This window comes from Brevibacillus ginsengisoli, assembly GCF_050113715.1.
GTDB lineage: Bacteria > Bacillota > Bacilli > Brevibacillales > Brevibacillaceae > Brevibacillus_H > Brevibacillus_H ginsengisoli.
Genome location: NZ_JBNJQR010000003.1, coordinates 265,971 through 278,775, shown reverse-complemented (window position 1 = coordinate 278,775; position 12,805 = coordinate 265,971). Strand labels below are relative to the sequence as shown.

The 12,805-nt window shown below is 46.5% G+C and carries 15 protein-coding genes; 3 read left to right on the top strand and 12 right to left on the bottom strand.

Features of this window, described 5'->3' with window-relative positions; all coding sequences use genetic code 11:
* Positions 1-5 precede the first annotated feature (5 nt).
* The 8 genes from ACQCN2_RS08525 to ACQCN2_RS08490 form a co-directional block, all read right to left on the bottom strand.
* Entirely contained in the window at positions 6-563 is a 558-nt protein-coding gene (locus tag ACQCN2_RS08525; protein ID WP_426928465.1) for a helix-turn-helix domain-containing protein, read from the bottom strand.
* Positions 564-623: 60 nt separating this feature from the next.
* On the bottom strand, positions 624-1,010 hold the full coding sequence (locus ACQCN2_RS08520) for a DUF3397 domain-containing protein (protein ID WP_426928464.1): 387 nt from the start codon (positions 1,008-1,010) through the stop codon (positions 624-626).
* Positions 994-1,947 (bottom strand): ketopantoate reductase family protein, encoded by a 954-nt coding sequence (locus tag ACQCN2_RS08515; protein ID WP_426928463.1) that lies wholly within the window; start codon positions 1,945-1,947, stop codon positions 994-996. Before ACQCN2_RS08515 ends, ACQCN2_RS08520 begins: the two co-directional genes overlap by 17 nt.
* 139 nt (positions 1,948-2,086) lie before the next feature.
* Positions 2,087-3,625 carry an acyl-CoA carboxylase subunit beta gene (locus ACQCN2_RS08510; RefSeq protein ID WP_426928462.1) on the bottom strand — a complete coding sequence of 513 codons (1,539 nt, stop codon included), beginning with the start codon at positions 3,623-3,625 and terminating at the stop codon, positions 2,087-2,089.
* Between the two features lie 28 nt (positions 3,626-3,653).
* Positions 3,654-4,427, bottom strand: a complete 774-nt coding sequence (locus ACQCN2_RS08505; RefSeq protein ID WP_426928461.1) for an enoyl-CoA hydratase — start codon at positions 4,425-4,427, stop codon at positions 3,654-3,656.
* Between the two features lie 26 nt (positions 4,428-4,453).
* A complete protein-coding gene (locus ACQCN2_RS08500) occupies positions 4,454-5,344 on the bottom strand; it encodes a hydroxymethylglutaryl-CoA lyase (protein ID WP_426928460.1) in 891 nt (296 codons plus the stop codon).
* A 58-nt stretch (positions 5,345-5,402) separates the two neighbouring features.
* Positions 5,403-5,615 (bottom strand): biotin/lipoyl-containing protein, encoded by a 213-nt coding sequence (locus ACQCN2_RS08495; protein ID WP_426928459.1) that lies wholly within the window; start codon positions 5,613-5,615, stop codon positions 5,403-5,405.
* Positions 5,616-5,673: 58 nt separating this feature from the next.
* Entirely contained in the window at positions 5,674-7,020 is a 1,347-nt protein-coding gene (locus ACQCN2_RS08490) for an acetyl-CoA carboxylase biotin carboxylase subunit (RefSeq protein ID WP_426928458.1), read from the bottom strand.
* Positions 7,021-7,241: 221 nt separating this feature from the next.
* Between ACQCN2_RS08490 and ACQCN2_RS08485 the strand changes: the two genes are divergently transcribed.
* On the top strand, positions 7,242-7,709 hold the full coding sequence (locus ACQCN2_RS08485) for an N-acetyltransferase (RefSeq protein ID WP_426928457.1): 468 nt from the start codon (positions 7,242-7,244) through the stop codon (positions 7,707-7,709).
* A 247-nt stretch (positions 7,710-7,956) separates the two neighbouring features.
* On the opposite strand, the gene ACQCN2_RS08480 is transcribed toward ACQCN2_RS08485, so the two are convergent.
* The 3 genes from ACQCN2_RS08480 to ACQCN2_RS08470 form a co-directional block, all read right to left on the bottom strand.
* Complete coding sequence (locus ACQCN2_RS08480) at positions 7,957-8,613, bottom strand: RsfA family transcriptional regulator (RefSeq protein WP_426928456.1); 657 nt, start codon at positions 8,611-8,613, stop codon at positions 7,957-7,959.
* Between the two features lie 201 nt (positions 8,614-8,814).
* A complete protein-coding gene (locus ACQCN2_RS08475; RefSeq protein ID WP_426928455.1) occupies positions 8,815-9,573 on the bottom strand; it encodes an enoyl-CoA hydratase/isomerase family protein in 759 nt (252 codons plus the stop codon).
* 159 nt (positions 9,574-9,732) lie between these two features.
* On the bottom strand, positions 9,733-10,104 hold the full coding sequence (locus ACQCN2_RS08470) for a Spx/MgsR family RNA polymerase-binding regulatory protein (RefSeq protein ID WP_426928454.1): 372 nt from the start codon (positions 10,102-10,104) through the stop codon (positions 9,733-9,735).
* A 327-nt stretch (positions 10,105-10,431) separates the two neighbouring features.
* Here ACQCN2_RS08470 and ACQCN2_RS08465 point away from each other — a divergent pair, with 327 nt between their 5' ends.
* Together ACQCN2_RS08465 and ACQCN2_RS08460 are read left to right on the top strand one after the other, a co-directional pair.
* Positions 10,432-11,139: a helix-turn-helix transcriptional regulator gene (locus ACQCN2_RS08465; RefSeq protein WP_426928453.1), complete on the top strand. Its 708-nt coding sequence runs from the start codon at positions 10,432-10,434 to the stop codon at positions 11,137-11,139.
* A gap of 127 nt (positions 11,140-11,266) precedes the next feature.
* Complete coding sequence (locus ACQCN2_RS08460; RefSeq protein WP_426928452.1) at positions 11,267-11,533, top strand: DUF2626 family protein; 267 nt, start codon at positions 11,267-11,269, stop codon at positions 11,531-11,533.
* 115 nt (positions 11,534-11,648) lie between these two features.
* On the opposite strand, the gene ACQCN2_RS08455 is transcribed toward ACQCN2_RS08460, so the two are convergent.
* Positions 11,649-12,746, bottom strand: coding sequence for a class I SAM-dependent methyltransferase (locus tag ACQCN2_RS08455; RefSeq protein WP_426928451.1), 1,098 nt, complete (start codon positions 12,744-12,746; stop codon positions 11,649-11,651).
* Between the last annotated feature and the right edge of the window lie 59 nt (positions 12,747-12,805).

Below are 12,805 nucleotides of genomic sequence, written 5' to 3'. Positions count from 1 at the left end.
TTCTTTTACAATTGTGGAGGCGTAACCGTCCAGATGATGACGGCTTCATCCTTGCCTGTGTTGGAAATGATATGAGTCTGAGCGTTGTCAAAGTAAACGCTGTCACCCGCTTCCAGCTCAAATGCTTCCTCACCCATCCGAATGTTGACGGACCCGCTAATGATTACCAGACATTCCTCTCCTTCTGCTTGCACTAGTTGGTCACGCGTCTCTTCACCGGGTTGAAGCCTTACCTCCAGTACACCCAGGCGAGAATTTCGACCAGTGGACAAAAGTGAATAGGTACCAGTTGAATCAGGTAGGATCATCTGTCTTCTTTTTTCCTGTCGGATGACATGAACGTAATTATGGTCGATCTCTTCAAAAAAGTAAGAAAAATTGGATTCCAAAGCTTTGGATATCCTCCAGAGCGATTCAAGCGACGGTTGTGATATTCCTCGTTCCACCTGGCTTAGTAATCCTTTACTTAATCCAGTTCGGGACGCCAAAATTTCGAGCGTAAAGCCTTTCTCTTTTCGAACGTTCCGAATTTTTTGTCCCACCATCTCAATTGGAAGCCTCATGATAACCCCCCTCTTTCTCCTAAGCCCGATTATTTCCTTTTATGTATTTTCATGTATGAATTAACCGATCTGCATTTGTTTCCAAATTCCTGTTCCAAACAGCGCGAAGTAGGCTAGCATAAAGAACAAAAAGGATAGGCGCCAGGTAGAAAAGCTAACCTTGCCCCATAAGATCCTACCGCGCTTCTGTTTTTGCAGCCAAATTAATAAAGAAGCGATGAGCGCAAAAAGTAACCCGATCCACACCCATACGGTAATGCTTCTGGGCCAGATTTGATCATAGGCGACTATGACCGCATGAATCAAAAACACATTGGTAATGTTTACGGCCCATCTTGCGGCCATGCGTTTGTTCTTGCTAGCCAACAGAAACAACACGTAAACTACGAAAAAAGCAAGAAACGGAACAGTGGTAAACACACCCCAAATACTACTCAGCAATTTCATCAAAGGTCTCTCCCTTTGATCGCGGCAGGTTTGACTTCAAGAGAACCGCTCGATACAGCGTATCATTCATGGGTGTCATTATTTCTAGTTCACGCGCTCGCTCAACGATATATCCGTTGATGGAATCGATTTCAGTTTCCTTGTTGTTTAACAAGTCCTGCAGCATCGAAGAATAATTTTTTGAAGTACTTCGGCAAATGTATAGAATATCCTGCCAATCATTCTCAGCTAATTTGTGTCCAAATGCTTTTGCAACCATTCTCACTTCTTCAAAAACGCTTCTCATTAGCTCCAACATCGAAGGAACCTCCAGAAGCTGACCATTGGAAACCTCAGCGATGGCCGTCAAAGGATTAATGACCGCATTCGCCGCCAATTTGCGCCACAGAAGAGAGCTGGTCTCGTCAACATACTCGGCAGGGATCTCACCACGCCTAGCTCTATCGACAAACGCTTGAACGACAGGATCTTGGGCCAGCTGAGCAACCCAAGGACCAATTCGAATGATACCTTGTCCAGTATGAACAACTTCATGGAGAGAGATTCTGCGCGCTCCTTCCGTATTGACGCCAAAATAAAGTTGGTCAGAAGGTACACTCTCGGCTAGAAGCTCCCGATGCCCCATTCCATTCTGCAGGGCGATCACTTTGGCGCCAGGCGGGATTTGCTGGAGCTTTTGGACGATGGAGTTTAGTTGGGTCTGCTTAACTGCGATCAGATAGATGTCTGCCAGCGGCCATTTTTGTTCAAATGAAGAAGCGAGTACCGGAACCGTCTGAATCTGATTGTCCAGTTCATGGAGGATGATCTTGGATGCCCGAATGCATTCCGCTTGTTCTTCGCTTCGAGTAAGGAGATGGACAGCTACCCCGCCGAGTTGCAATCTAGCAGCCATCAGTAATCCGACTGAACCCCCTCCAACAATCACCGCTCGCATCTTGTGTGCCTCCAGATCTTCTGAATTAAAATATTTTTATCAAGCATACCAAAGAGCTAGTCTTACGAGAATAGAAAATTTTTCTAATAATAAAACCGCCTCATTCAATTGAGACGGTTTTGCAAGAATTTCGTTACAACTAAACAGGATAAACTGGATGCTTGCGGTCAGTGAAGGTTTGTCGTTTGTTGCTGTAGGCCTCATAGCGGTTGATTAATTCCTGGCGCAAATCACTTGGAGCGACAATTCCGTCAACAATCAAGTTGGAAGCAAGCAGATACAGGTCAATATCCTCCTGGTACTCCTTGCGTTTCTCCATGATGAATGCCTGACGCTCCTTAGGATCCTCGATTGCCTGGATTTTATTGCTATAGACGGCATTGACTGCCGCTTCAGGACCCATTACAGCGATTTGTGCACCTGGCAACGCCAAACAACAGTCTGGTTCAAACGCTGAGCTTGCCATTGCGTACAAACCTGCGCCATACGCCTTGCGTACGATAATGGAGATTTTCGGTACGGTCGCTTCCGCCATGGCCGAGATCATTTTGGCTCCGTGGCGTATAATTCCCGCACGCTCCACTGCCGTTCCGATCATGAACCCAGGAACATCGGCAAGGAACAGGAGTGGAATATGGAACGCGTCGCACAGATTAATGAACCTGGCGGCCTTGTCCGCTGAATCGACGAACAGCACTCCGCCTTTGACCCGAGGCTGGTTGGCCACAATGCCAACTGGCTTTCCGTTTAAGCGCGCCAAACCGGTCACAATCTCTTGCGCAAACAATTTCTTGATTTCAAAGAAAGATCCTTCATCCACTAATGCGTCAATAAAATCATGCATATTGAACGGCGCATTCTGATTTTCCGGTACGATCGTAGTAATATCCTTCGCGTTTGGATTCGGCAGTTTGCCATCCAACACGGGTGGTTTTTCTGTATAGTTCACTGGGAAAAAGCTCAGGTAGCGACGGGCATGGGCAATCGCTTCTTCCTCATTGGCTGCAAGCACATCTCCACAGCCGCTAACGGAGCAATGCATACTCGCGCCACCCAGTTCTTCAAGTGTCACTTTTTCACCAATAACCATCTCGGCCATACGAGGCGACCCCAAATACATGCTTGCGTTCTTCTCAACCATAATCACAATATCGCAAAAAGCCGGGATGTAGGCGCCACCAGCCGCGGAAGGTCCGAACAAGACGCAGATTTGCGGAACTTTACCTGATAGCTTCACTTGGTTGTAGAAAATCCGTCCGGCTCCACGACGTCCAGGGAACATCTCCAACTGGTCGGTAATTCTTGCTCCAGCAGAGTCCACGAGATAAATCAAAGGAACACGCAGCTTCTCCGCAGTTTCTTGAATGCGGATGATTTTTTCTACCGTTCTCGAACCCCAAGATCCCGCTTTTACTGTTGAGTCATTGGCCATGACACATACAGTTTGACCATTCACTTTGCCTATTGCGGTGACTACGCCATCAGCTGGAAGATCTCCCGCCATGAAGTTGGCAAACAGACCATCTTCAATCATAAACTCGTCGTCAAATAGCTGCTTGAGACGGTCACGCACAAACAATTTATTCTGTTCTTTCAACTTTTCGTGATATTTGGCTTCTCCGCCTTCATGTACCTGCGCCATTCGTTCGCGCAGCGTATCTTCTAAATGTTTGCTCATAATACCCTCCTCATCACTCTACGCTTCTTTACTCCCCGCGGTAATTGGGCCTGCGCTTCTCCTTGAAAGCTTCCAAGCCCTCTAAGCGGTCTTTCGTTGGAATTAGCACCTGGTAGGCATTGCTCTCCATCGCAAGTCCAGTCTGCAAATCAACCTCCAAGCCAAAATCAATCGCATACTTGGCTTGCGCCAACGCAATCGGCGCATTCTGAGCAATCTCTTCAGCCAACTCCAGGGCAGCGGCTAATACTTGCTCTTGAGGAACTACTCGGTTGACCAATCCAATCGAGAGCGCTTCCTGCGCAGAAATGCGACGCGCGGTAAAAATCAGCTCTTTCGCCTTCGCCTTGCCGACAATGCGTGGGAGGCGCTGCGTTCCTCCCGCTCCCGGAATAATTCCAAGCGAGGTCTCCGTTAAGCCCATTAGAGCCGTTTCGCTTAACACGCGCAGATCGCAGGATAGCGCCAATTCTGTTCCACCACCAAACGCGGCTCCGTTGATCGCCGCTATCACTGGTTTGTTCAAGCGCTCAAGCTCGGTGAACGTATCACGAATCGTGCGGATAAACTCTTGTACCTGAGACTCGCTCATCGTGCGGCGTTCCTTCAGGTCGGCACCCGCGCAGAACGCCTTCTCCCCCGCACCCGTAACGATTACGGCCCGGATGTCCTTCTCAAATTGAAGTCTGGCGATATGATCTCGCATGGTACGGAGTGTTTCAAGATTCAAACAATTGAATACATCAGGACGTTCTATCGTCAGGATTCCGACCTTGCCTTCTACTCGTAAACTTACGGTCACTTATGTCTCTCCTCCCCCATGCTAAACTAGCTTTGGCAATTGTAGGCTTTCAACATTTTGGAGGGCAATTCACGTCCAAGCTCCTGTTGGATATAACTGCCCGCTTGCAATAACCGCTCCAGATTGACCCCTGTTGAATAGCCCATTCCTTCTAACAAATAGACTAGATCTTCGGTTGAGATATTGCCCGCTGCTCCAGGAGCGTATGGGCAACCTCCCAAGCCGCCAATCGAGCTGTCAAAAATGTGAATCCCCTTGTCCAACGCAGCAACCACATTGGCAAGTCCAGTCCCTCTCGTATCATGAAAATGGGCGGCTAAGCGCTCAGTCGGAAAATTCCGCACAAGCTCCGCAAATTTCTCATGCACCTGTTTGGGCGTGGCAACTCCAATCGTATCGCCGATGGATACTTCATCAACACCCATCGTAAACAACGCTTCCGTCACCTTTAACGTGCTCTTGATGGAGACTTCCCCTTCATACGGGCAACCAAAAACGGTTGAGACATATCCCCTAACACCAATCCCCAAACTCCTTGCTTCTTCTACCACTTCTTGCAAGACCGGGAAGGTCTCTTCAATGGTTTTGTTGATATTTTTGAGGTTGTGCGTCTCACTTGCCGACATGAAGACAGCGATTTGACGCAGGTTTGTTTCGCGGACACGCTCCATCCCCTTACGATTGGGGACGAGAGCGCTATACATTACTTCTGGATGGTGTTCAATCCCATTTAGTACATCCACAGCGTCAGCTAGCTGCGGGATCCACTTCGGATTGACGAATGACGTCGCCTCGATCTGGCGTAAACCTGCGTCAGCAAGCTTATTGATCAAGGTGATTTTACTTGCAGTAGAAACGATTTCTCGCTCATTTTGCAGTCCGTCACGAGGGCCTACTTCTACAATTCGGATATCCATACGCTTCCTCCTTTTCACAAACCTAGCGAGCGCTCAGTTGGTAAGCGTGATCAATTAATTATTCCAAAACGAGGATGACATCGCCTTCATTGACGAAATCACCAATCGCCGCTTTGATTTCCACGACCTTGCCATCTGCTTCGGCTTGCAAAGGCACTTCCATTTTCATGGATTCCAGTACCAAAACATCCTGACCCGCTTTCACATCATCGCCTACTTGCACTAATACATTAATAAGGGTTCCTGCCATATTTGCTGTAACGTTTTTCATTTGGATACACTCCTTGTTTATTTGTAATGTAGAGTTGAACTCTTGCGAATGTTCGCATTTATTGTGATGCTTTTAACGCTTTATTCTGGATAAATTGCGTATCGTAGACGCCTCGTTTGAAATCGTCATCCTCTATTACTTCCAAAAGGAATGGGAGATTGGTTTTAATCCCGCTGATGTGGAAGCCTTCGATCGCTTCTTTCGCTTTGGCTACCGCAATTTCACGTGTGCTGCCCGTTACGATCACTTTGGCAATCATCGGATCATAGAACGGTGTCACCTGTGTGCCGGCTTCTACGCCATCGTCAATGCGAATGGCTTCTCCTGTTGGCGGTTGGTACTCGGCGATCATTCCTGGCGACGGGAAGAAAGTCTTCGGATCTTCCGCGTAAACGCGCAGTTCAATCGCGTGTCGATGTGCTCGAATCTCTTCCTGAGAGATCCCCAACGCTTCGTTGCGGGCGATGAAAATTTGGCATTCCACCAAATCAAGTCCTGTCATTTCTTCGGTTACCGGATGCTCGACTTGCAGCCGCGTATTCATTTCGAGGAAGTAGAAGGTTTGGTTTGCATCCATAATAAATTCTACGGTGCCAACACCGGTATAGTTGACGGCACGCGCGGCATCCAAAGCGGCTTGGCAAATGGATAAGCGTGTACTCTCACTTAAGAATGGAGAAGGGCTTTCCTCTACGACCTTTTGGTGGCGTCGTTGAATGGAGCATTCTCTTTCGAGGGCATGCAGGTAGTTTCCATGCTGGTCGGCTATAATTTGCACTTCAATGTGATGCGGATTCTGCACGAACTTCTCAAGGAACATTGTATCATTGCCAAAATAGGCTTTGGCTCTACCCTTGGCTGATTGGAACGCCTGACGAAGCTCCTCATCGGAGTTGCACACCTGCATCCCGATTCCGCCGCCGCCCGCGCTTGCTTTCAACATGACGGGATAGCCGATTTGATTGGCAAAGTGGATGGCTTCCTCCGCAGTCGGCATATCCGCTTCGATTCCTGGTACAACGGGAACCCCTGCTTCGCGCATAATCTTACGGGCAGTAACCTTGTCTCCCATATGGGCAATAACCTCTGGAGTTGGGCCAATGAATGTAATTCCTTCTTCCTTACATCTTGTTGCAAATTGAGAATTCTCCGACAGTAATCCATAGCCTGGATGAATAGCATCCGCACCTGTTGATTTGGCGGCGGTCATAATGGCTTCCAAATTCAAATAGCTTTGCGGAACAGGTGGAGGGCCGATCAAAACGGCTTCATCTGCTTCACGAACAAACGGCATGTCTTTATCTGCTTCAGAATAAACAGCCACTGTGGCAATCCCCAGCTTTTTGCAGGTGCGAATAATTCGTCGGGCAATTTCCCCGCGATTTGCGATCAATACCTTACGCATGGCTACTCTCCCTTCTTCATTATCTATTCTCTATTTTGCCACTTCTCTGACGATTCTTCTAGCAGGAAATTTCAATTTCCTTGCAGGAAAACGAAATCATTTCCTTTTTACCTATCTAAAATGTCGTTTTACTTGTTTCAATGGAGAATTTGTTACCTAATTTGTGTATAATAGAAAAAAGAAAAAATATGTGGTAAATGTCTTGAGGGGGAGTGTCTGACATGTACGAAGTAAAACGCTTACGTATAAACTACAAGACTCTAGAGGAGTTCCAGAAGTTTCGTGAATTCGGAATCGAAGAATTGTCCATGAAAGACGATTTGGAAGCCAATATTATCGAAAATGATTCCGAATCTCCATTCTACGGAATTTATCAAGATAACCTGTTGATCGCCCGTATGAGCTTATACAAAATTGACAGCAAGTATGACCGCTATTTTCAACCGCAACAAGACTATTACGAGTTGTGGAAATTGGAAGTATTGCCTGATTACCGCGTAAAAGATTTCGGTACCGCACTCGTGAACCACGCGAAAAGCTTTGGTTGTCCAATCAAAACCAACTCTCGATGCCGCGCGGATGAGTTCTGGTGCAAAATGGGCTTTACGCCAGTAAAATACAACTTCATGCGCGACCGTGGGGAAAATCCGTACGTGTGGCTGCCTGAAGGGGTCGAGATGCAAGACTAAAAAAGAAGCGGAGCTTAGCTCCGCTTCTTTCCATTTTATTAAACCCACTTAAGATAAGACTTCGTCCACTTGCAGCCTCCTTTGAAGCGATGCTAAGTGAAGGAACGGAGAAAGGGAAAAAAGTCGCCACTCAACCCCTTTAGGGGCGCGTAGCGTTTGGCGACTCCCTTTCGCAGAGAAAGAACGGACATTTCCACTACTATGCGAGCTTCTACAGAGCTAAAAGGGACGAAGTCTTATCTTCTTGCTACTCTACTCGCTCCAAATTCCCGTTAGCATCCATTTTAAATACGGGTTTAGAGGGTTCTTCCTCTTTGAGGAACGCCAACTTTCGCGCTCGATCCATGATTTGCAACAGAGCCTTGTAATCGTCGTTGACTCCCTGTACACTGTCCAGCTCTTTTTTCATTTTGAAGTTGACCTCTTGCAGGGCTCTCAACTCTGTTTCTTTGTGCTCTAAATCTCGCTCTAGCTGCTTGAGACGGCGTACCACATCTTTGTACTTCATCAATGTACGGATAGCCTGATCCAACTGTTCCTCGTCTTGCCCAACAGTTGGAGGCTGGGCAATAGTCGGCGTCGGCGTTGTGACTTGAGGCAATGGTGTCGGGTTAACATTCATCTCGTGGAAATCTTCTGTAGCCATTTCCGCGAGCACCTGAATCCGCCCCGCTTTCTTCAACTGCTGTCGCTGACTCTTAGCGATCGCGATTGCAGCCTCATACCTTTTACGGACGGCACTGTTCCAGCGAAACCCACATGCCGCCGCTGTACGACCGAGCCGCTGCCCCACTTCCTCGAAAGCAGCGAGTTGCGTGCCGCCTTCACGGATAAGGCGAAGGGTTACTTCTGCTAATACCAAATCATCGTCATCTGTCCAAGCATCTTGTCTTGAAGCTACCATATGTGATGTCCCTCCCGAATACTTATGAGGTGAATTAGTTCATTCTATGCTTTTTCCTATTCTCGTAGAATCTCTTTCTATCAGGAAACTTAGCAATCTCCAAGTCAAAGCGACTTTGGAGTGTTTGATATCCTATCGACATAGAAAAAGTATCTCCAAGCCTCATAAAAATTAAACGGGAGGAGTCTATTTACCGCCAAACTAGCGTTTCTTTAGAAACCGTTGAACCACCGCAGCATGCTGTTCACTGCCCCACATGGTCGAGCATTTTTCAATTTCTCGCTTGATCCGTTCTTCTCTACTGACTCCTTCTCGCTTCCACGAGAGGATTCGCAGGTAAGCTTCAATTCCTTCAATCGGCTGGGAAGCAATCTTGCTCGCGAAATTCATCACCGAATCCTCCAACTGCTCTGCTGGAAAAATCTCCTGAAGGAAACCCAGTCGTTTCGCTTCTTCCGCAGAAATTCGTTCTCCGGTCAAAAGCATCGAAAGTGCATTCGCCTCGTTTAATTTGTCAAACAGGCGACTTCCTCCACCCCATCCTGTGATGATATGCATCCCAATCTGGACAAATCCAAGCATCGCGGTGTCGACCGCAAAACGAAAATGACAGGAGCCCGCGAATTCACAACCTCCGCCAATGGCTGTTCCGTTGATCATGGCAATCGTCGGTTTTGGATACTGGTCGATATTTTCCAGTAATTCACCGATTTTGTAGAGCACAGGAAACGCTTCTTCTTTTCCTTTGGCCAAAATGAGCTCACTCAAGTCTCCACCCGAGATGAAAACTTGTCCCTCCCCCGTAAAGATCAGTACCTTCACTTCCGGATCCTGACGGTATTGATCAAGTAATACGGTTAATTCTTCTACCATCTTCAAATTGATGGCATTTCTTTTTTCCGGACGGTTAAGCGTGATGAGCGCAATCCCTTGCTCCACTGTTGAATGTATGGTTTCCAACGCGTCCTGTCCCCTTTCCATTTTGCCTCATGATCTAAGTTTTCATTTGATCACAGAGAATATTCCTAATCGTATCAAGCAGGCTCGTCTTTTTCCACAGCCAACATACAAAAAAGGAAGCGATGTTGATTCCATCACTTCCTTATCATGACTCGTTTATTAAGCTAACAAGTTTTTCATTGCTGACTGATTAAAGCCAATAATCACATTTTCTCCGTCGGTTAGAATCGGACGTTTCAACAGGCGAGGATCCTCACTTAACATTTCAAGCAATTCGCTAACTGTCATATCCTCAATTTCCACATCGAGATTTTTGAACTTTTGACTGCGAGTAGAGAGGATTTCATCCATTCCATTCGTTGTCATTTTGATGATCTCGAGAAGCTCCTCCGCGGATGGCGGGTTTTTGAACAAGTGTCGTTCCACGTACTTCACGCCATTCTCAGCTAACCACGCCTTCGCCTTTCGACAGGATGTGCAGCTCGGATATGTAAAAAATGTGATTGTTTGTCCTTGAGTAGCAGTCGCCATGACAACCCCTCCATACAGATTACACGAATTTTTTGTGTAATCTCAACTTTTTGATCAATTGGATCTGTCTTTCATTCACTTATTCTTCTCTTCAGCTGATTTTAGGTTAAAACCCTTCAATACGCACATATTATTAGGAATGTAAGAGAATCCAACTAGCTTTATAGATAGGAAAATTATACAGACCACAAAAACACTATGTCAATAGTATTTAATATAATAAATTTAAACTTTGAGGTATTATTGTGAAATGTATGTTACAAGCTTAACAATCCACTAAAAATCAGCTACACTAGACTTCGACAATATTTGAAAGGGGGAAAGCGTATGGAAAACGATGCTCAAAAATTAACCAACGCTCTTGCCGACCCCACCCGTTTCTCCATTTACCAGTACATTGCTGCAAGTCGTCAGGCAGTAACTGTTCAAGAGGTTGCGGATCACTTCTCCATACATCCCAATGTGGCACGCCTCCACTTAAGTAAGTTGGAAGACGTAGACCTGCTTCAATCGATTTCTGATAAAAGCGGTAAAGGTGGCCGTCCAAGTAGACTTTATTCATTATCCGATCAGGTGGTTAGTTTGCAATTTCCACCGCGTGACTACCAAACATTAGCAGATATCGCGATTGAAACGATCATGTCATTAGGGGAACATGCGGAAACCGCCTTGATTAGTATGGGCCACCGTATGGGTCTGGAAGCAGCAAAAAGAGCTCTGATGGAGACCTCGCTCGATCCTAGCAATCTTCCATTTCAGAAAGCTTTAGACAGCATCACCCGTTTGATCATCGCGCAAGGCCTTAATCCTGAGATTCATGTGACGGAGGAAGGGACGATTCGCTTCCGCGTATTCAACTGCACATTCTCCGATGCCGCGAAAAAATATCCGCAAAGCGTATGCAAAATGCATAATGCCCTTCTCGCAGGAATGTTTGAAGCTTATTTTGGAAAAGTTGAATTAAAAGAAGAACAATCAATGATGAGTGGTTGCCAATCTTGCAGTTATTCCGTCGTACGCTTACCAAAAGAATAGGCGTCAACATAGCAATGTAAGCGTCATAAAAACGACATAGCTTACGGATTTACACATTTCTCCATGTCCATTATAATTGGAAGGGAAATCTTGCTATTGGAAATACTGCCAGAAGGGGGGATTTTGGATGGATCGCATGTATCGTGTTCTTGGTTTTTGGACGTTGATGATTGCACTTATGGCTCTTTGGGGCTCGATTACCAAAATGGCATTATTGTTTTTTGCTCTAACCGCAGTTTTTGTAGCGCTAAGCTACATGCAATTGTCCGAAAAGACCTACATAAAAATCTTCTTCGGATTTATGTTCTGCTCGTTTGTAGGGTTTACCTACTACACATTCTTCTTGATGCCTGTTGGCGGAGCAGAACATTCATTTTTACAGCTGATCATGTAACAGACCCTGTTTTACCATCCTCTCTTCAGGTGGACGCACCTCCATCGTTTGAAGACGCAAAAAAAGATGCTCCTCGTGAGCATCTTTTTTCATTGCTTTTATAATTGGTATTCATTCAACTCTTCCGTTGAACGAGAAACTGAAAAACTCCTCCCATCCCTCCAGGAAGAATTAACTGTTGGATGGCTCGATTTCGTTTCATCGCTTGGCTGGTAAACGGATTGGTATCCTGATGATTTTGGGCTTTATACAAGATTCCGTGCTCGACGAGAAACTGATCTTGTCGCTGGTAACTGACGGTCTTAAGCCCCACCCCTTCTCCCCACTTCATTAAAGCTGAGAAGTTGACATGGGCTGTCAAATCCTGTTCTCCGATGTGAATGAAAGGGTCCTCGTGTGCCTGATGACGATAATAGCACATGAGCGTTCCGCGATTCCGGCTCGGATGATACAACTGCTCTTGAACATCCCCGTAATCGATGGTTAGAACGTATCCTTCCTCCAGCAACTGCGCCATCTGAGCAATCGCTGATTTCATCCCGAGATTGACCTCGAAACGAATACCGGAGCGAACTTCCAGACTCTCTTCCTCCATAAAAACAGCGATCTCCTCTGTCAGACAAGGCATACGAACTTCACGCAATTCCCCTGCCTTCGCGGTGACGCCGATTTCATGCCAGCCATCTGGTTTACGCTCCACAATATGTACCGGAAACGCGTCAAAGTATTCGTTGGAGACAATGACCCCACGGACTTTCTCGCTTGAAGCCGCTTCCTCAATGGAGGAGTACCATACTTTGCGACCAGGAAACTCAAGGATTGCTTCCGCCTGAAGCTCACGATGGTAGGGACTTGCTTCCACGAGAATGACCTGCATCCGTACATAGAGATCCGATCTCGTCGCTTTGATCCGTTCGATCATGTGCTTCATCATATAGCCGGTTCCCCCACCTACCTCGATTAGGGTGGGCTGGTCGGTTTTCAACTCATCCCACCAGCCACAGATGGCATCCGCCAACGTCTCGGCAAATACAGGATGAACCGTCGCACTCGTGAAGAAGTCCCCTTCTTTTCCAACTTTCGGCCTAGAAGAGGTGTAATAGCCATGCTCTGGATGATACAAAGCTAGTTCCATAAACCTTGAAAATGGGATCACTTGATGAGGACTTTGCTCAATTTCGGTACAAATGATCGATAATAACTTGCTTTCCATTGGGACCTAACTCCAATCTTCAGAATCAACAAAACATTATTTACCAAATAGTACACACA